The following is a 24,864-nucleotide window of genomic DNA, read 5'->3' as shown; positions in this document are numbered from 1 at the left end:
TCGGTTAACGGTGATATGACGAATTAGCGCGCTTTTTACGCCGTGCCTCGATGACGTAGCGGTACACGCGTAGTACCGCTACGGCAAACTTCTCGATGCACTGCTCGGCGGCAGAGTCGGAGGCATGACCGCTCATGCGCGCTTTAAGCGCGTCATCGCTGAGCAGGGTGTCGATACGTTGGCTCCAGGCTTGGGGATCCGGCGCGGTTTTGTAGCCATTAACTCCGTGCTGGACGATATCCTCAATGCCGCTGGAGCGAATGACCACCACCGGAAGCCCCGCCGCCATGGCTTCTAGCACGACCATGCCTTGGGTTTCCGAGCGCGATGCGAAGACAAAAAGCTCGGCCAGATGGCAGTACAACGCCACCTCGTCGGGCGGGACGGCGCCGACCAGCGTGACGTGCTCAGTAAGCCCTAACGCCTCGATACGCGCCTGTAGCCGGTTGGATTCGTTGCCCTCGCCAAGTAGTAACAAATGAAAATTATGCGGGCTTTTGTCTCGCAACAGCGCCAATCCATCGAGCATAAAATCGATGTTCTTCTCTTTGCTCAAGCGTGAAATCGATACCAGCACGCGCTTGCCCTCAAGCCGGTAGCGCTGGCGTAGCGTATCGAGCGCAGCATTGTCAGCGGCCGCAAAACGTGCGTACTCAATGCCGGTTGGCTGGACAAAAACCGGTTGTTTAACGCCGATGATACGTAGGTACTCTTCGGCGGAACTGGTGGGCACAATCACTGCGTCGCAGCCATTGGCAAAGCGCTTGACCAGCGCATGGGAGATCAAATTACGAAACAGCGGCCCCGGCAACGGTACATAATGGGCGTAGTGCTCCAAGCGCGTGTGGTAGGTGTAAACCACTGGCACCCGTAATAACCGGCCCAAAAGCTGACCGGCGCGGCCAATCCAGAATGGGTGGTGCACGTGAATCACCTGCGGTGCAAAGGCGCGCACGCGCTTAAACAGGCGCCAAGAGAAAATGTTCGCCAGGCGAAACTCTTTATGGCGGCCCAGCGGTAAAAGCGGGGCCAGACGCAGCACATCGGCTTCCTCTGTAGTCGATTGCTGAGGATAGCGCGGGGCGACGACCAGTACGCTGTTATCAAGCTCGGTCAGGCCACGTTTTAAGCGCTCGATGGAGATCGGCACGCCGCCAATAAAGGGCAGGTAGTTATTGGTGAACATGGCCACGTTTAGCGGTGTCTCGCTACCGGCGTCCGGGTCGATATCGAAATCGGGGTAGTAATCCTGCTCGGTAAAAATACGCTTGTACAGCCACAGCGCGATGGCAATGAACGTCGAAACAATCAAAATGAAGTTTAAGTAGCCGACGTAAAACAGCGAGTAGACGAAAAACCATAAACTCTCCAGCGTGCGCCAAATCGGGTGCTGGCCGATATCCAAGCGCTGTTCGTTGATCTGGATCTCATCGCCCTCAACGCTGACCGAGACGAAATGGTGGTAGCTCTCGTCGTCATTGAGCACGAGCCCACCGGCGCCGCCGGTAACGATGTAGTCGGTGTCGCCATGGCGCTGGCGATCAAAGAGCGGTACCTGAGAGGAGAACACCGCATCTACATCGGCCTGTTCGATCTGGCGAGTAAACGCTTGGCGTGCGTCGTTCTCAAGGTGGTAGTCTTCGTCATCTTCTAGGCCGAAAAGCCCTGTGTGATCCACCGGGTAGAGCGGGTGAGCACTGAATAGAAACTGATTTGGTTCGTGCCCTGCGGCGAGCACTTCCTTAAGCCAGCGCGTTTGCCAACCGAAATCGGTGGTGCCGGTACTGTCTAGAAAGGTAAAGCGGCTTTTGCCTGCGGCAAAACTAAAGTGATAAGGGCCGAAGTGGTCATAAAAGCGAAAGCCACCGAGGCGACTTTCCTCGCGGGGGCCGAAGGTCAAAAGGAACGGCATTTCCAAGTGATTCAGGGTGCCAAACAGCGCGCGGTATTTATCCTCGCCGCCGCTCGCGACGGCATTACCTGCCGAGATGATAAAGTCATAGCCCTCGCGATTGAGGCGCGGGATAATTTTGCGCTCGAAAATGCCCACCGAGTTGTTAATGTTGCCCAGCACAGCAAAACGATACGCCTCACGCTCGGCCAGCATCGTTTCGATGGCGTTGACTTGTTCAGCGTGGGCGCTGGCAAAATCTTGTTCAAAAAAGTTCAGATAGGCTTTGTAACCCAGCAGCGCGGCAATGAGGGCAAGGTTGAGATAAAAAAACCACGAAATGAGTCGCTGGCGGGGCACTCGGCGTGTCTCCTAGACAGGGGTGGTTGGCAATAGGGGCGATAAGCTGCCACAAACGGATTCGCACGTCGACAACACTATTTATTTTCGCCACGTTGCGTAATCGGACTTTGGCGTAAACAGGAGACAAAGCGGATGGCGCGTTCCATTACTCTAGCGCTAAGCGTTTTAGCGGTACTGCTAGCACTCGGTGGACTATGGCAGTGGCTGACGGTCAATGACATGGTGACGGTTAATAGTATCCGTGCGTGGGTCGCAGCGTCACCCCAGTGGCGCGATTCGTCATGGGCGTTTGCGCTGGTAACGGCAGTCTATGTGGCCGCACTTTTGGTGATGTTTCCGCTGAGTATCCTGGTGGCGGTCACCGGGTTGATTTTCGGCCCGGTGTGGGGGTTCGTTTATGCAACACTCGGGACACTGGCGTCATCGGTGGTGTCGTACGGCGTAGGGCACCGCCTGGGACGCGAGGCCTTGATGAACTACGGCGGCAAACACATGAATGGGCTTTCGCGCTACCTCTCCCGGCGCGGCATCCGCGCAATGACACTGATTAACCTGCTCCCGTTGGCCCCCTTCACGCTGACCAACATGATGGCGGGCGCTTTTCACATCAAGTTTCGCGATTATATGATCGGTTCGACCTTGGGCATCGTGCCGGGGCTGGCGGCGGTCACGCTGTTGGGCAGCCAGCTTGGTGCGCTTGCCACCGCCAGTGACCGCCGCGATGTCCTGCTGGCATTGGCCGGTCTAGGGATTGGCGTCTTGCTTTTATTCGCGCTGCGCCAATATTCCCGGCGTAAATCACGTTCGCGCTAGCGGCTTGCCTGGACGTAGCAAAGACACCGACAAGCGAGTGAGCAAATACCGAGTATCTCACCAGCACATTAAGCTAACGTGTCGTTTTTAGTCCAATTTTCAATAACATATAGAAGGTACGGATCAGCTCAGTATCAAACCACTTTTTCATTGTAGCGAGCGTATAAACCCAATGAGCATTAGCCTGGTAGTAGCCTTACATGAAGCACACTAACCACACAGCTTGTCCCTGCGGCAGCGGCTGGTCGCTTACCGACTGCTGCGGGCGCTATCACGCCGGTGAGCTGGCATCGACTCCCGAGGCGCTGATGCGCGCGCGTTACAGCGCCTTTGTGCTCGACCTAGCCGACTACCTACTGACAACCTGGCACCCGAGTACCCGGCCAGCGCGTTTGGAACTTGACGCCGCGACCGCCTGGAAACGGCTTGAGATCCTGGAGAGTGATGAGAAAGACGAACGGGGATCGGTGCATTTCCGCGCTACCTTTCGGGAGGGCCGCCGCTGGTCAGTACTGGAGGAGTCCTCAAACTTCGTGCGAGAAGCGGGGCGTTGGCTCTATCTCGATGGCAACCCTGTTATCCGCTCACTCAAGCCCGGCCGCAATGCGTCTTGCCCATGCGCCAGCGGGCGCAAGTTTAAGGTCTGCTGTGGTCTGGCATAAAAAATCAGGGCCGCGTCGAGCTGTTGGATCGGCCATTAGCACTCCACTTTAGGGAAATTGACTTCACACCCCCTTCTCATCCAGCCATTGACGAATGATTTCCCGATGGCGATTTGCACTGTAGCTGGGGAAATGCCCGCCGTGGACAATGCGCACGGGAAGGTCGTAAAGGCGCTTCATTGAGCGGATGTAGTCAGCAGCGTTTGCATGATAGGTGTCTTCAATGAGCGGCCCGTCGTAAACGATATCGCCGCTGAACAGTATTCCGCTCTTCGCTTCCCACAAGGCAATGCCACCAGGCGAGTGGCCTGGGGTGTGAATGACTTCGAACACGCGGTCGCCCAAATCGATAACGTCGCCGTCCTCGACTAGTCGCGTTGCGGGCGCTGATGTTACTGAATAGGTTGTCGAGCGGTAGGGCTCAGGCGGGAGCTGGTCAAAGATATCATCAGTGACATAGGGGTCGGCGAGTGTTGCGCGGCGGCCCGGGTTTGCCAGGATATCCGCTTCAGCAGGATGGACGAGCCGGTCGCTGAATTCATGGTGGCAGCCAATATGGTCGAAATGCGTATGGCTGGCCACGGCGGACAGCTGGCGTTCCGTAACTAGCGGCACCCATTCTCGTAGGGAAAGCACGCCCATGCCGCTATCGACCAGCATGTCTCGGTCACGGCCCCGAACGTGCCAGATATTACAGCGGTAGAATGCCTTGATGAAGGGCTCGGAAATCAGCGTGATATCGTCTCCCACGCGCTGGGTGGAATACCAGTCTTGTGGGCGGGTGCGAGTCATCATGCAACGGCCTCCTTTACGTGGGTGTCGGCAAACAGGCTTATATGCTGCGGGTCGACATACAGCGCGAGACTTTCTCCCACCTTGGGCTCGTGGCTAGGCGGGAAGTGCGCCACAAACGTCAGGTTCGGTGCTTTATCGCTGCGCAGGTGGCAACGATAATGGGCACCGAAAAAGGCATTATTGACGACCGTGGCGGTTCCTAGCGACCATTCACGTGGTTCGGAACTCAATTGCTCGGGCCGCACACAGGCTACCCATTGCTCTGCGTCGCTGTCGGGCGGCGCTATGGGCGGATGCCCCAGGAGAGTTGCCAAGCGGTTTTGTTCACGCCACGCCGGGATTTGGTTGATTTCACCCATAAAGTTGGCAGCGAATAAGCTGCAAGGTCGGCGATATACGCGATCCGGGGCACCTTGGTCTTCTATTTGGCCGGCATTCATCACCACGATGCGGTCGGCAATCGCCATGGCCTCTTCCTGGTCATGGGTAACATGCACAAAAGTGGTGCCCACTTCGCGCTGAATCGCTTTTAGCTCGTCCTGCATCGAGCGGCGCAGTTTTAGATCAAGCGCTCCCAGCGGCTCGTCCAACAGCAGCACGTCAGGATTGACCGCCAACGCCCGAGCCAGCGCGACCCGTTGGCGTTGCCCTCCAGAGAGTTCGTGTGGACGCTTGTTACCATCATGGAAAAGCCCAACCAGCTCCAGAAACTGATCCGCTTTGGCGTGGCGTGCTTGTTTGCGCATACCGCGCATCCGCAGACCGAAGGCGACGTTATCCTTGAGTGACATATGCGGGAACAACGCATAATCCTGAAACATGGTGGTGGTAGGGCGCTTGGCCGGTTGCACCTGTGTCATGTCTTTTTCTCCGATCATGACAAGACCCTGCGTAGGCACCAGAAAACCACCCAGAATCGATAGTAACGTTGTTTTGCCACAGCCGGATGGGCCAAGCAATACCGTGTATTCCCCGGCGTCGATTGAGAGATCAATGTTTTTTAAAGCCTGGAAGGCACCGAAAGTGTGGTGCAATCCTTTGATAGAGATAGATGCAGTCATGCGCGGCGTCGTCCAAAAAGAAAGATTTCAAGCAGCAATACCACGGTTACCGAGCCTAGGAATACCAGGCTACCGATAGCATTGGTCTTGGAGGAGAGCCCGGAGCGCAACAGGCTCCAAATTTCGACGGGCAAGGTGACTTCAAAGCGGGTCAGCAGAAAGGCAATCACGAACTCGTCCCAGCTTAGCGTCATAGCCAGAAAGAAAGCGGCCAGTATGGCCGGGGCCAGCATGGGGATGGTGACCAAGGTGATAACTCGGCCTTCGTTGGCGCCGAGATCTCTGGCGGCGTGTTCGGCATTTTGCTGCTGAGCGCCCATGGAGGCATAGATGATGGCAAAGCAGAGCGGAAGGTTAATCACCACGTGGCCAATACCGGCCGCCCATAGTGAAACGCCGATGCCAAGTTGGTTGAATACGATTAACAGCCCAAGGCCAACGATCAAGTAGCTGACCGTCATCGGGGCGATGAGCAAGCCTCGCATGAACACGCTGCCTGGCAGTACATGCCTTGCCAGCCCGTAAGCGGCGAGGAAGCCCAACGTGCAGGCCACTAGCGAGGAACTCACCGCGACTAGCAAAGAGTGACCGAGAGCGGCCATCAATTGACTGTCGCTCAAAACATCTTGATACCACCTGAGCGTAGGCCCCTCGAAGGGCGGCAGTGGCAAGTTGCCATCTTTCAACGAAAACAGCACTAGCGAGGCGACCGGCAAATAGATGAAGGTAAAGGCGACGGCCAGGTAAAACCACTGAATCATGCGCATAGTCTATATCCTGTCCAGTCGCAGCCATCTGGCCGTAGCGATATAAGCCAGCGTGACAAGTCCCATCAGCACCAACGACATAGCGGATGCCAGTGGGAAGTCACCGCGCCGCCCGAGTTGCATCATGATCACTTGAGGTACGGTTAGCTCGTTATTCCCGCCAAGGATCTGCGGCGTGATGTAGTCGCCGATGCAGAGCACGAAGGTCAAGAAGGCGCCCACCATGATGCCAGGCATCGTCAGAGGAAGAATCACATGACGAAAGGCTTGCCAGCTTGAGGCACCGAGATCCACGGCGGCCCGGCGATAGTTGGGAGATAGCTGCACGAGGTTGGCAAAAATTGTCAATGTCAGCAGCATGACAAAGAAGTGCACAAAGCCGGTCACGGTAGCCAACCGGGAGCTTGCCATCTGCAACGGCTCCGAGATCAGCCCAAGGGACAGCATCGAGTTATTGATGACCCCCTCGCGTGACATCACCAGTAGCCAGGAATATGAGCGCACCACGTAGGAGGTCCAGAAAGGCAGGATGCTGAGAAGCAGCACCAGACGTTGCCAACGCTTGGGAACTCGAAAGGCGATAATCCATGCCAACGGGTAGGCTAGAAGGACGGAGATCACGGTGACGGTCAGGGTGATTTGCAGTGATACCCAGATCGCCTTGGTGAGAAAGGGCTGGGTGAACAGCTTGTGATAATTGTCGAAGCTGATTGCCCAGACCAATTCACGCCCTTCGAGCGACGCAAGGCTCATGGCCGCCATGATGGTGAAAGGCGCGACAAAAAAGGCAAGCGTCCACAGCACGGCTGGGGCCAAAAAGCCCCAGCCTCGGCGAGTCGATGAAGAAGCCATGGTCATTAGTGCTGCAGCATTTCAAACCAGAGGTCTTGCATCGCCGCGTCCAACTGCTCATCGGGTGCCGGATAAAGCTGGCTACGCGCTAAATAGTCTTCTTGTTGATCCCAGCGTAAAACTGACTTTTGCGCCTCTGTCAGGTGTTCGCCTGTTTGCTGGTTAGCAGGCATTCCCCAGTAACAGGAAGACGTGGCAAGGGCGGCTTGGCCTTCAGGGCTAACCAAGTGTTGAACGAAGGCTTCGGCCAACGCTGATTTTTCACTATCGGCGACAACGCCAATGGACTGCGACCAGCGGACGGCCCCTTGCTCGGGAATAGTCCAGGTCAGATTGGGTTGCTCTTCGGCGAGTACTGCAGTCAGCCATTCACCACCACCGACCACAATTTCGGCTTCTCCGGTGGCAAGCGCCGTTTGGCTGGCGACCACGCCACCGGTAGAGCTGGCCGCTTGTTTCATTTTGAGTAGTTCTTCGCGGATAGCGGGCAGGTCTTCCGCTGTGAGCTCACTGGTGTCCAACCCAAGACCGGTTGCTACCAAGCCGATGACCGGCAGATAGTAATCATAGATGGCGATGCGCCCGGCGGGCTCATCACCCCAGATGGATAACAGGTTGTCGAGATCAGCAGGATCCACGCTGTCGGCGTTGTAGGAAATCGTATTAAAGCCGAATTTTTCGGTAACGGCATACGTATTCCCATCCATCTGATTGCTGGAAGCCATCACAATCTCGGGGAAAAAGTCATCGGTAGGCAGCGCCGAAGCATCAAGTGGGGCGAGCAGTCCCGCCTCCACGGCGCGCGGCACGTCAACCGTATCAATCACCAGGACATCCCAATCACCGGGGCGTGACTGTTCAAGCATGGCGAAAGCGGCCCCTGTGCCTTCGTACTCTCGTAGGTTAATGCTGACGTCATGACGCTCTTCAAATGGCTCAATGAGGGCGGGGTCGGTATGATCGCACCAAACCAATGCGTTAAGGGTCTCATTGGCTTGAGCCGACCCCATGCCAGTCAGTATCAGAGTGGCCGGCAACGTGAGGGAGTAGCGGAAGCAGGAAGGGTGCATGGTAAGCCTCTTGTGGGGTTGGCGTTATTTCATAAAAGTTGAACCTATTCATTTTTGTAGCTGATGCTACCGTTTAACGCAATTTAACGTTTTGGAGGTTCGGCTTGACGGGTTTACGTGAAAGACAGAAAGCCGACCGTAATCGGCGCATCCTAACGACTGCTGCCAAGCTGTTTCGGCGGGATGATTATCGGCATGTGCGCATTGAGGATCTGGCCCATCAGGCAAATGTGTCAGTGGGCACTGTCTATAACTATTACGCGACTAAAGGCGATATCCTCATTGCCATCGTTGCCATGGAAGTTGAAGAGGTGCTGGAAGCGGGTGAATGCCTGTTGGCGTCTCCGCCGCAGCCAGCACTCAAGGCCCTTACGCGTCTGATTGATCACTATTACGACCACTCGCTGCATTATCTGAACAAGCAAATGTGGCGCACCGCCATGGCGACCTCAATCGACGCGCCTCAGACCCCGAATGGTCTCAAGTACAATCTTTTGGATGAGCGTCTTAAAGATCAGGTGCAGCGTTTGATTCTAGTGTTAAAGGAGCGAGGAGATATCGCCGCGGACTTGGAGGCTGCGGTGGTGGGGAGCCTGTTGTTTAACGTACTCAACATGCTTTTCATGGAATTTATCAAGTCGGACGACATGGAACTGGAATCGTTGAAAACGCAATTGCATCGTCAGTTGGAGATGATTGCCCAATGGCTCGTGCCTTGACGAGCCAACCGAGCCAAAACAATTTGAGTGGATAATTACCAGTAAACAAACGAGCAGTGCTAGCTATTTTTAACCCGCAAACGATGGCGTTTGAGCTTCCTGACAACGCTCGGTTGGCTAATATCCAGCCGCTTTGCGATGGCATAGGTAGAGGGTAATGCCTCACATAACTCAGCAAGAATGCTGCGTTCGATACGATTGGCTGCGTCCTTGAGACCTTCACTCTCGCCGATTATCGACACGTCAGCCGCCCCTGGTGACGGCCTAGCCTGGGTAGGCTCTTGCTGCCCAGTTGCATCGGGGTGAGTCAAACCGGGGACGTCGGCATGAATGACGTCATTGCAAGACAACCAAGCCCGTTCCAGCCAGTTCTCCAATTCCCGCACATTGCCTGGCCACTCATGCCTCATCAGCGGTCGCCAGATGGTGCGATCAAGCAGCTTCTCCTGGCTATATCGGCGATTCAGCCGTTCCAGTTGGCGATTTACCAATTCGGGGATGTCCTCACGGCGCTCACGAAGAGGAGGCAGCGTGACGGGGATAACATTCAGCCGGTAGTAAAGATCGAGCCGAAAGGTGCCTTCTTCAACGCGTTGAATGAGATTTCGGTTGGTGGCAACGACCAAGCGGAAATCAACCTGGCGAGACAGGTTTTCACCCAGTCGTGCAATGCGGCCGTCCTGAATGGCCTTCAGCAGCTTGGTTTGCATGGCCAGCGGGAGCTCGCCAATCTCATCAAGAAATAGCGTACCGCCTGCTGCCTGCTCGATGAGACCCACGCGCCCGCCGGGGGCGGCGCCGCTAAATGCCCCTGGCCGATAACCGAACATCTCGGCCTCGAAGAGACTGTCAGGTATGGCGGCGCAATTGACGTCCACAAAGGGCCCGGCGTTTCTTGAGCTCCAGTGGTGAAGTTGTCGAGCGAAAGCAGTCTTTCCAACGCCAGACTCACCCAGCAGCATCACCGTCGCATCGGTTGGGGCAACACGCTTTAGCAGCAAGGCTATTTCACGCATCAAGGGGCTTTTGATTTGCAGCTCGTTTAGTTCACTTTCTAGCGACAAATCTCCCTGTTCATGTTCCTGACTGCGTTTAAGGTGCTCGCTGAAACGTTGTTGAAGAAACGCGTATTCCTGCTGCAACAGCTGCAGATCAGTGAGATCCATTGAGCGACTGACAACCGCCACCAGTTTTCCATCCTCGAAGACCGGGTGAGCTTGAGCAATGACGCGACGTCCGGTGGCGGTTCGCTGGATGAGTTGCGCTGGCTGCCCGGTGCGCATCACTTCCATGCTAATGGATGGATTCAGCACTCCTTCGGCTTCCAGACGTTGCACATTGCTCGAGCGCAGCTCCTCACAGGAGATACCGTAGACCGCCGCCGCGCTTGGGCTTACATAGTCAATTGTGCCGTTGGCAGCGACCACAAAAAAGTGATCATGGGCGGTATCGATGATAGTGCCTAGAATGAGGTGATCGATGGTGTTCATGGGGAGGCGAGCGATCCATTTTTGTATCTTTGATTCATAATTGTATCAAATGCAGCCGCCAAACGATCCATTAATGAATCGTTTGCTTCCAGATTGCGTATTATACGGCCTGGCATGATTCCTGCAGTAGTCAGGGCGCCCTGTCGAGGACGATAGGAACCTGATAACAAGAGGAGTTGTTCATGACTCGCTTCAACCAGCCACTAGGTGGCAACGACATGCCCAGGTTTGGTGGCCCTGCCACTATGATGCGCTTGCCCACTCAGGAGGGCGCCAAGGGGCTAGATGCCGCGTTCATTGGTATCCCGATGGATATTGGCACTTCCAATCGCCCTGGCACGCGCCTGGGGCCGCGGCAGATTCGTGATGAGTCGCGGATGTTGCGTCCCTACAACATGGCCACGCGTGCAGCACCCTTCGACAGCCTTCAGGTCGCAGACATCGGCGACGTGCCGATCAATACCTTCAATCTGCCCAAGAACCTGGACATCATCTCCGGTTTCTACGATCAGGTTTTAGCGCACGACTGCGTGCCGCTAACACTGGGTGGCGATCACACCCTGACTTGGCCGGTGCTGCGCGCTATTGCCAAAAAGCATGGCCCGGTTGGCCTGATTCATATTGATGCCCATGCCGATATCAACGAGACGATGTTCGGTGAGGAAGTAGCACATGGTTGCCCGTTCCGGCGCGCGCAGGAAGAGGGCCTGCTGGATAGCCAACGAGTTGTCCAGATTGGCCTCCGGGGTACTGGCTATGCCGCTGAAGACTTCGACTGGTGTCGTGACCAGGGCTTTCGCGTTGTTCAGGCCGAGCAGTGTTGGTACCAATCCCTCGCCCCCCTGATGGCAGAAGTGCATGAACAGATGGGCGACAGACCCGTTTATATCTCCTTCGATATTGATGCGCTGGATCCCTCCGTTGCTCCAGGTACCGGCACCGTGGAAATGGGCGGCCTAACCGCGCAGCAGGGTCTTGAGATCCTTCGTGGCGCAGCGGGCCTCAATATTGTCGGCGGCGATCTGGTGGAAGTCTCACCACCCTATGACCCTAGCGGCAATACCGCCCTGATAGGCGCCACCTTGCTCTATGAAATGCTGTGCATTTTGCCGGGCGTTACGCGTCGCGACTAAGCACCAAGCATATCGGCCTCGAACGTGGCCGATCACTAACTCCATGACAATGACAACTTATTCCGAGGTAACCAATGCCTTCTTCCCTTGATAGTTCTGATGATATCGCGAATGAAGAGGTTCCTCTCTCGCGTCACGGCCTGATCAAGTTTCTCGTGCCGTCAATCATCGGCATTTTATTGTTCCTGGTGCCTTTCTCCTTCGGCGACACCATCAATATCGGCATGGGGCTGGCCGCTGATGGTCTGCAGACGCTACTCGGTGATGCGCTGCCCGCGATTGCCACGGTAGTTCTGTGCCTGTCGCTGGTGATAACGGCGTATGTGAAGCTTTCCAAGCCAGTTTGGGCTCAGGACAATGCGCTCGGCGAGCTTTTTGACGTGGCGCCGGTGTGGGTTGCCATGCGGGGGCTTGGGGCGATTTTTGCGCTCATGACGTATTTCCAGTTCTGCCCTGAATTTGCCATCGCCTCTTACACAGGTGGTGTGATGCTCAACGACTTGGCCCCTGTGCTGCTGACGTTCTTCTTCTTTGCCGCCATTCTGCTGCCTTTTCTGGTCGACTTTGGTTTTATGGAGTTCATTGGAAGCCTACTGCGCACGCCCTTTAGGTGGATTTTCGGCTTGCCGGGACGCAGCGCCATCGATGCCACCGCTTCTTGGATGGGCTCCGGCACCGTCGGCGTGTTGATTACCACTCAGCAGTATGAGAAGGGCTTCTACAACTGCCGCGAAGCAGCGGCCATCGCAACAAATTTCTCTATCGTGTCGATTGCCTTTGCGATTTTGGTGACCAGTTTTATCGGTATTAACCACCTCTTTGTGCCTTTCTACCTGACGGTCGTCGTGGCGGGGCTGATAGCGGCAGTGATCGTGCCTCGGCTACCGCCTTTATCACTCAAGTCGAATAGCTACTACCCGCCGGTTGGCTGTCAATTGCAGGAAGAGCGTACCGGTAAACAAGGCCTGCTACGCTATAGCTTGGGAATGGCGGTGGCACGTGCCGAAAAGGCGCCGGGCCCCCGTCAGTTGGTGCGGATTGCGCTGTACAACGTTGCGGATATCTTCTTTGGTCTTTTGCCGCTGGTGATCGCCATCGGCACCGTGGCGCTTATCCTGGCGGAGTTCACACCCATATTTACTTGGTTGTCGATGCCCATGGTGCCCGTGCTGCAATGGATGGGTTTACCGGAAGCGGAGGCCGCAGCGCCCGCGACATTAGTGGGCTTTGCCGATATGTTTCTGCCGGCAGTGCTGGCCAGCAATATTGAAAGCGAGCTGACGCGTTTCGTCATTGCCTGTCTGTCGCTGACCCAATTGGTTTACATGTCCGAGATTGGCGCCTTGCTGCTCAAGTCGAAGATACCGCTGAAACTTTGGGAGCTGGCCGCGATCTTCTTGATTCGCACCGCCATCACGTTGCCGATCATCGTGGTCATGGCTCACTGGCTAGTAGGATGAGGAGCGCAAGTATGACCTGTGCAGAGTTGCTCATTCGATTGCTGCGCGACACCTATGGGGTAGATACCGTCTTCGGCATTCCCGGTGTGCACACCGTAGAGCTTTATCGGGGACTGGATGGAGGCGAGGCGGGCGGGATCCGCCATATTACCCCACGCCACGAACAGGGTGCGGGTTTTATGGCCGACGGTTACGCCCGGGCGACCGGGCAGCCGGGCGTCTGTTTCATCATTACCGGCCCCGGCATGACCAATATTGCCACGGCCATGGGGCAAGCACTGGCTGACTCCATCCCCATGCTGGTGATTTCCAGCGTCAATCGCCGCGACACCCTGGGTCGCGGTCAGGGTCGACTTCACGAGCTACCCAGCCAGCAGCAGCTGACGGCAGGCCTATCGCGCTTCAGCTACACGCTGGCAACGCCCGACGGGCTCCCCGATGCATTGGCCCGGGCCTTTGCCGTGTTTGAAGGGGCGCGACCGGGCCCCGTGCATATTGAAATTCCAATTGACCTGTTCAACGCACCGGTCGCGAAGCCGGCTCGCTGGCAGCGTTCTACAATGGCCAAGCCGGCACCCGACCCTGCGGCGCTAGAGACAGCCATGGAGTGGCTTTCAGCGGCAAATCGCCCACTGGTATTGCTGGGGGGTGGCTGTGTATCAGCGCCTGATGCGGCACGCACGCTGGTGGAAGCGCTTGATGCCCCGACGGTCACGACCATCAATGCCAAGGGGTTGCTGGGCCGCGATCACCCTCTGGATCTGGGCGCCAATGTCTCCCTGCCGCCAGTGCGTAAGTTGGCCAAGGAGGCCGACGTTATCCTGGCCATCGGCACCGAGCTGGGCGAGACCGACTACGATGTGGTCTTTGATGATGGCTTTGAGCTTACGGGGCGTCTGATCCGGGTGGACATCGACGCCGAGCAGTTGGCGCGTAACCAGTACGCCGAGCTGGCACTGGTGGCGGATGCCGGGCTAACCCTTCAAGCCCTGGCTGCACGCTGTGCCGAGTTGCCCCGACAGCGGGACGGTGAGGCTCGGGTGACAGCTGCCTGGCAAGCGCTTGAGATGGAGGCAGATCCTGCCTTCGCCCCTTATGTGCCGCTATTTGAGGTGCTTCGTGAAAGCTTACCCGATGCCATCCTGGTGGGCGACTCCTGCGCTACCACCTACGCCGCCAATCATCTCGTTTCCCAACCGGCGCCAAGGCGTTTTTTCAATGCCTCCACCGGCTACGGTACGCTGGGCTATGGCTTGCCCGCCGCTATGGGGGCAAGCCTGGGGCGGTCTGACTTGCCGGTCGTAGCGCTAGTGGGTGACGGTGGCATCATGTTTACGCTTTCTGAATTGGCCTGCGCGGTAGAGGAGACACTGCCGGTCGTCGTAGTGCTTTGGCACAATCAAGGGTATGAAGAGATTCGCCGTTTTATGGACGGCGCCGGGGTGCCTCGTCTAGGGGTGGATATTCAGGCCCCAGATTTTCAGATGCTGGCTGCTGGCTTCGGGTGCATGTCAAAGCGCATTAAAACCCCGGAAGAGCTGGCCTCTGTGCTGCGCAACAGACCGTTGACCGGGCCGATTCTGGTCGAGATTGATGCTTTTGCCTGGAGCGAAGCGGTTCAACCCGAGACGCATAACTCGCCCGACTCCCATTGATTTCTATCGAGAGGTACCTCTCTTGCAACAACTGACACAACACTTCATCGACAACTGCTGGGTGGCAAGTAACGGCCAAGCGCGACTGCCTGTTACTGATCCCTATCGTCAGGAAATCATTGCTGAGGTCACAGTCGGTGATCCGGCTGATGTCGCGGCGGCGGTGGCCGCTGCTCGGCGTGCTTTGCCAGGGTGGCAAGCGCTGGGGGGTGGTCGTCGAGGCGAGTATTTGGCGGCGTTCGCCGATGCGCTGACAGCGCGACGCGAGTCGTTAATGCGCCTTTCATCACGCAATAACGGCAAGGCGCTCGCCGAGACGGCGATTGATCTCGACGATGCGATTGCCTGCTATCGCTACTACGCAGGATTGGCCCATGAGCTGGAAGCGCGCCAGGGGCGTAATGTGTCCCACAGCATGGAGGGGGTTCGGGTTCAGACATTCGAGGATCCTGCGGGCGTGGTAGGGCTGATTTCTCCCTGGAACTTCCCGCTGGTCACCAGTGCCTGGAAGATTGCACCGGCTCTGGCGGCGGGCTGCACGGTGGTTTTCAAACCCTCGGAAGTGACGCCGCTACCCGAGCAGGCGCTGGCTGAGATCGCCGAGGAAGTGGAACTGCCGCCGGGCGTTTTTAACCTGGTGCATGGTGATGGTGAGCATGTTGGAGCGCCGTTAACCGCCCATCCTGATGTTGATAAGCTTTCCTTCACCGGGAGTAATGCGGTTGGTGAACAGGTAATGCATGCCGCCGCCCGGGGCGTCCGCAATGTCTCGCTGGAGCTGGGGGGCAAGTCGCCCGTTCTGGTGCTTAGTGATGCCGACGTTGACCAGGCCGCCGATTGGGTAATGGCAGGCATCTTCTTTAACTCTGGGCAGGTGTGTTCGGCAACTTCGCGGCTTATCGTGCACGAGTCATTGGCCGATGCCCTTTACGAAGCGCTGGGCCAGAGAATGGATGCTATCCGGCTGGGAGACCCGCTGGCCGACGATACAGACATGGGGCCAATGACCAGCTCTAAGCAGCGCAAGGTGGTCGAGGAATATCTTGAGATTGCCCGAAAAGAAGCGCTGGTTGCGGTGCGAGATAGCAGTCACCGTCAACTTCCCGAGCAGGGTGAGTTTGTAGCCCCGACGCTGTTTCGCGACGTACCCGTCGAAAGCCAATTATGGCAGGAAGAGATTTTCGGGCCCGTACTGTGTGGGCGCAGTGTGAGTAACGATGAGCAAGCCGTCGAGCTCGCTAACGCCAGCCCATTCGGCCTGGCAGCCACGGTGATCGCCGGGGATGTCGAGCGTGCACGTCGAATTGGTCAACAGCTGCGTGCCGGCAGCGTCTGGTACAACACCGAGCAGCTCGTCATGCCAGAAGCCAGTTGGGGCGGCTTTGGGATTAGTGGTATCGGCCGTGAGTTGGGTCCCTGGGGTTTGGCAGAATATCTTCAGGTTAAGCACCTTATGGGGCCTGAAAGCTAACTTGCTTAAATTGTAACAATGTTTGCGGCATTTTAGACAAGTATGGCCGGGATTTCCGCGGCCAACATTGCCATGTTGAGAGGCCTCATGTTTTTAAAACTCCTTCTCTGGGGCATCCGGTTGTTGGTGCTTTTGATGGTAGTGGTGGCCTTACTGCCATTAATACCTAGTGGCCAATGGTGGATCAGACTGTGGGATTTTCCGCGGCTACAGTTGACTGGCGTGCTGGTTTTGCCAGTGCTGCTTCTGGGAGTGCACGCGTGGCTAAAGCGCCCGAGAAAAGAGCACGCAGTGTGGATAGTGGTCATCTTTGCGATAGCAGGTTGGCACTTAACGCACATCCTGCCGTTCACAACCATTTGGTCGACCGAGGTACCCACCGCTGAAGGACAACCCGGCGAAAACCAGACGACTCTTAAAGTGCTGACCGCGAATGTTACCTACACGAACGACCATTACGCTGAGGTACTGGCGATGGTTCGTCGCGAGGATCCCGATCTACTATTGCTAATCGAAGTCGATAGCGCCTGGGCCGAAGGGATGGCGCCGCTAGATGAGCATTATGCCCATCGCGTTGGAGAGGTTCGCGGTGAGGGGCTGGGGATAGTGCTATGGTCACGGATTCCGTTGCTGGAGCAGGCGGTTGAACATTTGGTCTCTGAGCGTCGACCTTCCGTTTTCGCGACGATTGACGTTCCAGACATTGGCCCAGTGCGCTTTGTCGGCGCCCACCCAGTTCCTCCAGGGCTGCAGGAAAGAAACTTCAGCAACGAGGAAGGGCGACGGGACAGCCGTGAACGCGATGCAGAGCTTATGCTCATTGCTCGCCATGTTGAAGAAGACCCGGACAACCGCTGGATTGTCACCGGGGACTTCAATGACGTTGCATGGTCTGACACCACCAGGCTATTCGCCGATTTGAGTGACCTAAAAGATCCCCGCCTTGGTCGGCGGTTGCTGAGTACCTACCATGCTAAATATCCATGGTGGCGATACCCGATTGATCACCTGTTCGTTTCTGATGGTTTCCATCTTATTGATATCGACAGAGTGAAGGTGCAAGGCTCGGATCACTTCGGACTCTCTACAACGCTAACTGTTGCTCGGAAAGATCACGGAAAGCCAGAGGCGTCAGCTGAGGACGAGCAGGAAGCCCAAGAGATGGTCGAGGAAGGCGCCGAAGACGCAGAGGAGCATGATGTTAGCTCCTCGGAGGCAGGGGAAGGAGAAAGGGAGTCAGAGTCAAACTGAGAATCTCTTTAACAACCGTAAAAAATCAAGTTTCGCTGACCACTTGGCGTGACCGACGAATAACTCCTATGTTGTCGGAAAGACTTGGGAGTAATGGTGATGGAAGCACTGGCGAAGAAGCTGGGCCTTAAGACGGATCCCACGATTTTTTTCACATCTGCCGGGATCATGATCGTTTTTTTAGTGGTGCTTTTGATTGCGCCCGGCCCAGTAGGGAATGCCTTTGGCGCGGGGCGGGAATGGATCGTTACCAACCTTGGCTGGTTCTTTATTTTAGGGGTGACGAGTTGGGTGGCGTTTCTGCTGTGGGTGGCGATCAGCCGTTTCGGGGCGATTCGCCTGGGGGGCAATGATGCGAAGCCAGCCTATGGCAACCTCTCCTGGTTCAGCATGCTGTTCGCCGGCGGTATTGGCACGGTGTTGATGTTCTGGGGCGTGGCTGAGCCTATTTCCCACTTTGCAACTCCCCCGAGACCGGATGTCGAGCCCTTCTCTGTAGCAGCCGCCGACGATGCCATGAGTTTTTCGATCTATCACCTTGGGCTGCACACCTGGGCGATTTTCGCTATGCCTGGCCTGGCTTTTGCGTACTTTATCTATCGTTACAACCTGCCGATGCGTTTCAGCTCAGTGTTCTATCCGCTGATAGGCGATCGCATTTACGGTCCTTTCGGCAAAACCCTCGATATCTTTGCCATTCTCGGGACGCTCTTTGGTGTGGCGGTTTCTATTGGCCTGGGCACCCAGCAGATCAATGCGGGGCTAACGGAATTATTTGATATTCCGGATGCTGTGATTACCAAGGTGCTCATCATCACTGTCTTGACGACCGTCGCGGTGGGATCGATCGTGGCGGGGCTGGACTCAGGCGTGAAGCGGCTTTCCAATATCAATATTGGCATGGCTGTTGGCTTGATGCTGTTTGTGTTGTTTACAGGGTCGACCGTTTTTCTTTTACGTGCTGTTGTCGAGACCTTTGGTCTCTACATAACGAACCTGCTGCCAATGGCATTCTGGAATGATACGCTGGCAAGCTATTCCAGCGATGGCGGTGCCTGGGGGTGGCAGGGCAGTTGGACGGTGTTCTATTGGGCCTGGACAGTGACCTGGTCGCCTTTCATCGGGATATTTGTGGCGCGGATTTCCCGCGGGCGAACCATCCGTGAGTTCGTCCTTGGTGTACTGTTCGCTCCCTCCATCTTTACGCTGGTTTGGTTTGCGATCTTTGGCTGGTCTGCCATGGAGATTGACGGGATTGGGCCCGATGCCCGGGAAGCCATGGGAGAGCAGGCCGGTGCCTTGTCCGCTGCCGTGGGCGAAAGTATTCCACTCGCCATGTTTGCGTTTTTCGAGAGTTTCCCAGCGGCCACGTTAATCCAGGGCTTGGCGGTTGTTATCGTCGCCATCTTTTTTGCCACGTCATCGGACTCCGCGTCCCTGGTAGTCGATATGCTGTGCACAGGCAGTGCAGATCCCGGCCCCTGGCACCAACGGGTCTTCTGGGGCGTCTCTGAAGGTATGTTGGCGGCCATGCTCATCGTGCTTGCCGGCGACGCCGGGCTTACCGCTCTGCAGGAGGTGATCACCGTTGTCGGCCTGCCAATGTTCATTCTGGTGTTTGCCATGATGTTCGCGTTGTACCGCGGCCTGTCCCATGAGGAACTTAGCGAAGTGAAGGTGGGCAGCCCTCCGAAGCGAGAGGAGTTGGCACCGGATGACTAGGCGGCATGCAGCACTGACATCAACGGACAATGGCTTTAAGCCTGCGCCATTCACTTTCTGCCCATGGTTTATTTACTTTATGTCCTCATTTCGTGCTGCTCGGTGGTTGTCTGCAGGTCATCTTCAAACGCTGTATAGTCCGCTTTTTCGTTCTGAACTTTGTTTAGGACGCGAGCGTGAGCGAATGACGCTAAGGGATGGGGATTTTCTGGATCTCGATTGGCTTGGTCAGGGGGATGATGATACTCCGTGCGTGATACTTCTTCATGGGCTAACCGGTAGCTCTTCGTCGCGCTATATTCTGGGTCAGCAGCAGGCATTGGCCTTGAAAGGCTGGCAGAGTGTGGCGGTGAATTGGCGGGGATGCTCAGGAGAGCCTAACCGTCGAGCGCGGGGTTATCATTCTGGCGTCAGCGAGGATCTAGAGGAGGTAGTCGACCTGCTTTCCTCGCGTCGACCAACCCAGCCTTTGGCGGCCATTGGCTATTCGCTTGGCGGCAATGTGTTACTTAAGTACTTGGGCGAGCAGGGCGGTGCAACACCATTGCAGGCGGCCGCGGCGGTTTCGGTGCCGTTTCGTCTGGATCACAGTGCCGAACGAATCAGCCAGGGAATGTCTAAAATCTATCAAGCGCGTTTTTTACGCGACCTAAGACGCTATATGGCAGATAAACGTCACCGATTCGCTATTAATGGCGACCCCGACGAGTACGCCAAACTTCTTGCCTTAAGCTCGCTTAAGCGTGTTACCACCCTATGGGAATTTGATGAGCGGGTAACCGCGCCCTTGCACGGTTTCTCAAGCGCCAGCGATTATTACCAGCGTTGCAGCAGTGTTTATTTTATATCCGCCATTAGCGTGCCGACGCTGATTATCCAGGCGCAAGACGATCCGTTTGTTTATCCTCACAGCGCTCCAAACAAGGCGGCGTTGCCGCAAAATGTGGCTCTGGAATTTCATCGCCAAGGCGGCCATGTGGGCTTTATTGAAGGCGCTCCCTGGGAGCCCGATTATTACCTGGAACGGCGGCTGCCAGCCTGGTTGGCGTCAACGCCATTGACGGTAAAAAAATGGGCGACCTGCGCTTAGATTATTGATTGTGTCCTGGCGGCGTTGCGCTACTATGCAAACGTTAAGGCTTATTTTGAGCCCATCCGGAAAGCCGCCATGCTAAAAGGTCTGATTGTCTGTTTTGCGGTGCTATTCGCGCAATTAGCGGTATTGCACGTGATTGATGCGCGTCTCTACAATTCCCAAGATGTTCGTCACGCGGCGATGAAAACGGTTACACCGCAGAAAGACGATGAAGAAGATGTGCAAAGCTAAGCAATGTGGTTGTTGGCACGCACCCAGCGACGCTTGGCGTCGCTGGAATGAGATGATTGTTAAAGCCTTTCCTCCAACCAAGCATTAAAGGCTGTCCACGAACGCTGGTCAGCCCGCTCGTGATAGGCATCACTACCAAAAACACTAAACGCGTGGGGGGCACCGGAATAAATGCCGACTTCGTAGGTAACGCCTGCGGTTTCTAACTCGCCAGCCAAGGTGGCAACATCGTCCAGGCTTACTGAACTGTCGGCTCCGCCGTGGGCAATAAAGATAGGCGCGGTATCACCGGCGTAGGATTGGCCTTCGGGCGTGGTTAAGCCACCATGGAAGGTGGAGTAGGCAGCAACGCCCTCTGCTTCGCCCGAACGTGCGATTTCTAACGCTACCGCACCGCCAAAACAGTACCCTATAATAACTGTCTGCTCAGCCGCGCCTTCTTGCCTTGCCTGTGCCAGGCCGCCCAGCGTGAGCATGCGCATCCGTTCCCGGTTTTCATACAGTCGATTGGTGGCCGCACGCTTATCCTCGACCGCCTGGGGGCGATTGCCTTCGCCATACAGATCCACGGCGAAGACATCGTAACCCTCATCGGCCAGCATATCGGCGCGTTGGCGCTCGTAATCATCCAACCCGTCCCAATCATGAACGATCAGGACACTGCCTTTTGCATCCTCACCGCCGGAGACAAAATAGCCCTGGAAGTTTTCTTCGTTCACGGTGTAAGCAATATCTTCCCCAGCGGGGGAGAAAGCCAGCGCCGCCTGCGTCAACGTTAGTAGCGCTAATGTGCTGGTGGGGAGTAGAATTTTCTTCATCGCTGTAGTGTCCAATGAGATGTTCAACAAGCATAGACAATACTTGCTAAACTGGTACAACATTGAAAAACTATTTGCGTGGAAGACAAAGGCTTGCGTCTGGAACTCGGTGACGGCATGCTGGTCAACTGTTCGACAGATCATTACGGAGCATGAACACATGAGTTACAACGACTCACATATTGCGCAATCAGCATCGGGCGGTGTCGCCAACTCGGTGAGCACCAACAAAGTGCTACGTAACACCTACGCGTTACTGGCCATGACACTGCTGTTCTCTGCGGCTACTGCAGGGGCGGCCGTGGCGATGGGTGTTCAGCAAATGAACATCTTCGTGTTCTTTATCGGTGCCTATGGTTTGATGTTCTTGGTCCATAAAACGGCCAATTCGGCAGCTGGCTTAGCCGCAACGTTTGCCTTTACGGGCTTTATGGGCTTCACCTTAGGGCCTATTTTGTCCGCTTATTTGGCATTGCCGAACGGCGGCGCGTTGATCATGAATGCCTTGGCCATGACCGGTATCACCTTTATCGGTCTTTCGGCAGTGGCGCTGATCACAAAGAAAGATTTCAGCTTCCTCGGTAACTTCATGATAGCTGGCGCGATTGTGCTGGTATTGGCGATGGTCGCCGCGCTTATCTTTAACATCCCTGCGTTGTCGCTAATGGTATCGGCTGGCTTTGTGCTGTTTTCTTCAGCCGCCATTCTTTATCAAACCAGTGAAATCATTCATCGCCAGGGTGAGACCAACTACATTTTAGCGACCATTACACTGTTCGTGTCTATCTATAACTTGTTCATCAGCCTGCTGTCGCTGCTCGGTTTTATGAGTAGCGATTAACACGCAGATTCGTTGACGTCAGGTAATGTCTCGACAGACCCTATTAGTTTAGGGTCTGTTTTTTTGCTTTAGGCATTACCATGAACAGGCAAATAGTGATCGGATCAATAGATCATCAACGTCAGATCTTGGTCACCAGATGTTACTCGTCAAGCTGTGATAGGTAAGAGCAAATGGACTACGGATTGTTAGTGATGGGGGCTCCCTATAGCCAGCCTGCGCCGCATTCGGCACTTAGGTTTGCGCACGCTATCTTGGCAAGGGGGCATCAACTGGCCGGTGTTTTCTTTTATCATGACGGGGTTCATAACGCCTCATCGCTCATGACCCCGCCGCAGGATGAACTTAACATTCGTGAAGCCTGGAAGGCCCTGCACGAGCAACACGGCGTGCCATTGGATGTTTGTATTGCGGCTGCACTAAGGCGCGGCGTCGTCAGTGAATCCGAAGCTGCACGTCATGGCTACACCGCGTTTAACCTTGAAGCACCCTTTGAGTTGACCGGGTTGGGCCAGTTGCTCACTCTTCAGCAGCGATGCCAGCGCTTGATAACGTTCGCCAATTGAGATTGCTCATGGATAAATCAGAAGACCTGATGGTGATCATTCGTCATGCCCCGCATAATTCCAACTGGTTGCGTGAAGGCTTGGACGCAGCTCTGGTGGCCGCCGCCTTTGGCCAATCCGTCAGGCTGCTTTTTATGGGGCAGGGCGCATTGGCGCTGTGTAAAGAACAGCAGGCCGGTGCGCCAGGGCAAAAAGCCACGTTGCCCACCATCGACATGCTGGAAATGTACGAGATTGATCAATTAAATGTCCCCGATCAAACGCTTGAGGAACTCAATATCCCCTTGGCCTCGCTGGTAAACGGCGTGACACCGCTGAGTGAGTCACAAGTTAAAGCGTTGTTTAGCCAACCCCGGCTGATATTCAACTTTTAGGGAGCGCTATGATCCTGCACATTCTAACCACCGCTCCCCTCAGCGATGCGGCCCGGCAGGCTGAGCAGGCGATTAACCCCGGGGATGCGTTGCTACTCATTGAAGAAGCCGTCAGCGCGGCGCTACAGCCCGACTTGGACTGTTGGAAACAAACCGACTACCCGGTGTTTTTGCTTGAAGAGGATCTTGTCGCAAGAGGATTTGCCAACGCTGCAAGCCATCACAGGCTCGCCACCGTCGATATAGAAGGTTTTGTTCAGTTAACCGAGCAATACGAACAATCGATTACTTGGTATTAGACAGTGAGCACACCGATGAACAATACCGACACCCCGCGTTACCTGAGTACCGAATCCAACATCGAGCTAGACCCGGAAGGCTACCTTGTCGATTTGAGTGACTGGTCGGAGACCGTGGCCGGTCAATTGGCAGACGATGAAGGCATCGAATTAACGCCCGAGCACTGGGAAATTATCAATCTAGTGCGGTCGTTCTATGCGCGCTATGAAATGGCCCCCGCCATGCGACCGCTGGTCAAAGCCACGCAGCGATCCTTAGGTGAAGAGAAAGGGCGCTCTATTTACTTGATGCGCCTATTCCCGGGCAGTACAGCCAAGGTAGTTGCCCGTATTGCGGGACTCCCCAAACCTACCAATTGCCTGTAATACTCGCGTTACTGGTTAGCTGTCGCTAGCCTGCATCCCATGCGGCGCGACCCAACCAAACTTGGCATGCTTCTCCAGCACCGTGGATATACAGGCTTGCCTCTGGGTTTAGGGCGCATTGGTAAAGGGTTGTCCCAGCAATGCTTTCAGGTGGGCCTCAACGCCGCTTGCCAACGAGGTCGGGTTGTAGCCACCTTCGAGTGACGATACGAGACGGTTATCGGCATAGAGTGTGGCAATTTCCATCGCCATGTGAGTGATCCAGTAAAAATCCTCGTCGGTAAGGCATACATCGCCCATGGGATCGTCGCGGTGGGCATCAAACCCAGCGGAGATGAGTACCAGGTCAGGTTTGAAGCGATGAAGTGCCGGTAGCCATTGGCTTTCGATCAGACGTCGAAACTCGGGCCCATCGGTACCCACTTCTAAAGGCGTGTTAACCACATTTTGCCATTCGCTGCGTAAATACCGCCATGGGTAGAAAGGGTATTGAAAGCTGGTGCAAATCAGAACGCTGGGGTCATTCTTGAAAATATCGATTGTACCGTTGCACTGATGTACGTCAAAGTCCAGCACGGCAATGCGCTGGGCACCATAGCGTTCCTTGGCATAAGCCGCCCCGACGGCAATATTGTTATAGAAACAAAACCCCATTGCCTCGGCCGCTTCGGCATGATGACCAGGCGGGCGGATAGCGCAAAACACATTATCGGCTTGACGCTTAAATACTTGGTCAATGCCTTTGATGACTGCTCCCGCGGCTAACCGAGCGGCTTTTAAGCTATCCGGATTCATCAAGGTATCGTTATCAAGCGGTATAATACCTTCTTCGGGCAAGCACTTCGTCAGTGCGTTGAGATGTCGGGTTGCATGAACCCGGCGAAGCGACTCATCGTCGGCTTCCTTGGCATCGGCTTGCATGGTTTGCTGTAATAGACCAGACAGCGACAAACGCGCTCGGATTGCCTCCAGTCGCTGCGGATTTTCAGGATGTCCCGGCCCCATGTGATGCAATGAGCAGTCCGGATGGGTAAGGTAGGCAGTGATCATTCAAGCGCTCCATTATGACTAGTACTACCTTAATCGCGACCTGATGAT

At 55.6% G+C, this 24,864-nt stretch carries 25 protein-coding genes; 16 read left to right on the top strand and 9 right to left on the bottom strand.

Going from position 1 to position 24,864, the window contains the following annotated elements; all coding sequences use genetic code 11:
* Positions 1-4 precede the first annotated feature (4 nt).
* Entirely contained in the window at positions 5-2,251 is a 2,247-nt protein-coding gene (locus tag BLR97_RS03445) for a glycosyltransferase (protein ID WP_089702504.1), read from the bottom strand.
* Between the two features lie 135 nt (positions 2,252-2,386).
* On the opposite strand from BLR97_RS03445, the gene BLR97_RS03440 reads away from it, so the two are divergent.
* Together BLR97_RS03440 and BLR97_RS03435 are read left to right on the top strand one after the other, a co-directional pair.
* Positions 2,387-3,067, top strand: a complete 681-nt coding sequence (locus tag BLR97_RS03440) for a TVP38/TMEM64 family protein (protein ID WP_089702502.1) — start codon at positions 2,387-2,389, stop codon at positions 3,065-3,067.
* Positions 3,068-3,267: 200 nt separating this feature from the next.
* Entirely contained in the window at positions 3,268-3,729 is a 462-nt protein-coding gene (locus BLR97_RS03435) for a YchJ family protein (RefSeq protein ID WP_089702500.1), read from the top strand.
* A gap of 63 nt (positions 3,730-3,792) precedes the next feature.
* On the opposite strand, the gene BLR97_RS03430 is transcribed toward BLR97_RS03435, so the two are convergent.
* From BLR97_RS03430 to BLR97_RS03410, 5 genes are read right to left on the bottom strand one after another with little or no spacing between them, the layout of a single operon-like run.
* Positions 3,793-4,524, bottom strand: a complete 732-nt coding sequence (locus BLR97_RS03430; RefSeq protein WP_211605043.1) for an MBL fold metallo-hydrolase — start codon at positions 4,522-4,524, stop codon at positions 3,793-3,795.
* Positions 4,521-5,585, bottom strand: a complete 1,065-nt coding sequence (locus BLR97_RS03425; RefSeq protein WP_089702498.1) for an ABC transporter ATP-binding protein — start codon at positions 5,583-5,585, stop codon at positions 4,521-4,523. Before BLR97_RS03425 ends, BLR97_RS03430 begins: the two co-directional genes overlap by 4 nt.
* The gene (locus BLR97_RS03420; RefSeq protein WP_089702496.1) at positions 5,582-6,352 is read right to left on the bottom strand and encodes an ABC transporter permease; all 771 of its coding nucleotides are present in this window, start codon (positions 6,350-6,352) and stop codon (positions 5,582-5,584) included. Before BLR97_RS03420 ends, BLR97_RS03425 begins: the two co-directional genes overlap by 4 nt.
* 3 nt (positions 6,353-6,355) lie before the next feature.
* Positions 6,356-7,210, bottom strand: coding sequence for an ABC transporter permease (locus tag BLR97_RS03415; protein WP_211605041.1), 855 nt, complete (start codon positions 7,208-7,210; stop codon positions 6,356-6,358).
* Entirely contained in the window at positions 7,210-8,274 is a 1,065-nt protein-coding gene (locus BLR97_RS03410) for an extracellular solute-binding protein (protein ID WP_089702494.1), read from the bottom strand. Before BLR97_RS03410 ends, BLR97_RS03415 begins: the two co-directional genes overlap by 1 nt.
* 104 nt (positions 8,275-8,378) lie before the next feature.
* On the opposite strand from BLR97_RS03410, the gene BLR97_RS03405 reads away from it, so the two are divergent.
* A complete protein-coding gene (locus BLR97_RS03405; RefSeq protein WP_089702492.1) occupies positions 8,379-8,993 on the top strand; it encodes a TetR/AcrR family transcriptional regulator in 615 nt (204 codons plus the stop codon).
* Between the two features lie 59 nt (positions 8,994-9,052).
* Here BLR97_RS03405 and BLR97_RS03400 read toward each other — a convergent pair whose 3' ends face one another.
* Positions 9,053-10,483 (bottom strand): sigma-54 interaction domain-containing protein, encoded by a 1,431-nt coding sequence (locus BLR97_RS03400; protein WP_089702490.1) that lies wholly within the window; start codon positions 10,481-10,483, stop codon positions 9,053-9,055.
* A 182-nt stretch (positions 10,484-10,665) separates the two neighbouring features.
* Here BLR97_RS03400 and speB point away from each other — a divergent pair, with 182 nt between their 5' ends.
* From speB to BLR97_RS19695, 8 genes are all read left to right on the top strand, one after another.
* The gene (gene speB / locus BLR97_RS03395) at positions 10,666-11,616 is read left to right on the top strand and encodes an agmatinase (RefSeq protein WP_089702489.1); all 951 of its coding nucleotides are present in this window, start codon (positions 10,666-10,668) and stop codon (positions 11,614-11,616) included.
* Between the two features lie 74 nt (positions 11,617-11,690).
* A complete protein-coding gene (locus BLR97_RS03390; protein WP_089702487.1) occupies positions 11,691-13,076 on the top strand; it encodes a YjiH family protein in 1,386 nt (461 codons plus the stop codon).
* Positions 13,077-13,087: 11 nt separating this feature from the next.
* Positions 13,088-14,731 (top strand): 5-guanidino-2-oxopentanoate decarboxylase, encoded by a 1,644-nt coding sequence (locus tag BLR97_RS03385; protein ID WP_089702485.1) that lies wholly within the window; start codon positions 13,088-13,090, stop codon positions 14,729-14,731.
* A 22-nt stretch (positions 14,732-14,753) separates the two neighbouring features.
* Positions 14,754-16,202, top strand: coding sequence for an aldehyde dehydrogenase family protein (locus BLR97_RS03380; protein WP_244511169.1), 1,449 nt, complete (start codon positions 14,754-14,756; stop codon positions 16,200-16,202).
* A gap of 87 nt (positions 16,203-16,289) precedes the next feature.
* A complete protein-coding gene (locus BLR97_RS03375; protein ID WP_170832971.1) occupies positions 16,290-17,453 on the top strand; it encodes an endonuclease/exonuclease/phosphatase family protein in 1,164 nt (387 codons plus the stop codon).
* A 99-nt stretch (positions 17,454-17,552) separates the two neighbouring features.
* Positions 17,553-19,175 carry a BCCT family transporter gene (locus tag BLR97_RS03370; RefSeq protein ID WP_089702479.1) on the top strand — a complete coding sequence of 541 codons (1,623 nt, stop codon included), beginning with the start codon at positions 17,553-17,555 and terminating at the stop codon, positions 19,173-19,175.
* A 79-nt stretch (positions 19,176-19,254) separates the two neighbouring features.
* Complete coding sequence (locus BLR97_RS03365) at positions 19,255-20,265, top strand: hydrolase (RefSeq protein WP_089702677.1); 1,011 nt, start codon at positions 19,255-19,257, stop codon at positions 20,263-20,265.
* A gap of 78 nt (positions 20,266-20,343) precedes the next feature.
* On the top strand, positions 20,344-20,502 hold the full coding sequence (locus BLR97_RS19695) for a hypothetical protein (RefSeq protein WP_170832970.1): 159 nt from the start codon (positions 20,344-20,346) through the stop codon (positions 20,500-20,502).
* Positions 20,503-20,561: 59 nt separating this feature from the next.
* On the opposite strand, the gene BLR97_RS03360 is transcribed toward BLR97_RS19695, so the two are convergent.
* On the bottom strand, positions 20,562-21,320 hold the full coding sequence (locus BLR97_RS03360) for a dienelactone hydrolase family protein (RefSeq protein WP_089702477.1): 759 nt from the start codon (positions 21,318-21,320) through the stop codon (positions 20,562-20,564).
* A 160-nt stretch (positions 21,321-21,480) separates the two neighbouring features.
* Here BLR97_RS03360 and BLR97_RS03355 point away from each other — a divergent pair, with 160 nt between their 5' ends.
* From BLR97_RS03355 to BLR97_RS03335, 5 genes are all read left to right on the top strand, one after another.
* A complete protein-coding gene (locus BLR97_RS03355; protein WP_089702475.1) occupies positions 21,481-22,161 on the top strand; it encodes a Bax inhibitor-1/YccA family protein in 681 nt (226 codons plus the stop codon).
* Positions 22,162-22,334: 173 nt separating this feature from the next.
* The gene (gene tusD, locus BLR97_RS03350) at positions 22,335-22,727 is read left to right on the top strand and encodes a sulfurtransferase complex subunit TusD (protein ID WP_089702473.1); all 393 of its coding nucleotides are present in this window, start codon (positions 22,335-22,337) and stop codon (positions 22,725-22,727) included.
* Positions 22,728-22,735: 8 nt separating this feature from the next.
* On the top strand, positions 22,736-23,101 hold the full coding sequence (locus BLR97_RS03345; RefSeq protein ID WP_089702470.1) for a DsrE family protein: 366 nt from the start codon (positions 22,736-22,738) through the stop codon (positions 23,099-23,101).
* Between the two features lie 8 nt (positions 23,102-23,109).
* A complete protein-coding gene (gene tusB / locus BLR97_RS03340) occupies positions 23,110-23,400 on the top strand; it encodes a sulfurtransferase complex subunit TusB (protein ID WP_089702468.1) in 291 nt (96 codons plus the stop codon).
* A 15-nt stretch (positions 23,401-23,415) separates the two neighbouring features.
* Entirely contained in the window at positions 23,416-23,766 is a 351-nt protein-coding gene (locus BLR97_RS03335; protein WP_089702466.1) for a TusE/DsrC/DsvC family sulfur relay protein, read from the top strand.
* A 108-nt stretch (positions 23,767-23,874) separates the two neighbouring features.
* On the opposite strand, the gene BLR97_RS03330 is transcribed toward BLR97_RS03335, so the two are convergent.
* Positions 23,875-24,816 (bottom strand): histone deacetylase family protein, encoded by a 942-nt coding sequence (locus BLR97_RS03330; RefSeq protein WP_089702464.1) that lies wholly within the window; start codon positions 24,814-24,816, stop codon positions 23,875-23,877.
* Between the last annotated feature and the right edge of the window lie 48 nt (positions 24,817-24,864).

Source organism: Vreelandella arcis, from assembly GCF_900103865.1.
GTDB lineage: Bacteria > Pseudomonadota > Gammaproteobacteria > Pseudomonadales > Halomonadaceae > Vreelandella > Vreelandella arcis.
The sequence above is the reverse complement of the archived record's forward strand: the minus strand, read 5'-3'. Positions and strand labels throughout refer to the sequence as shown.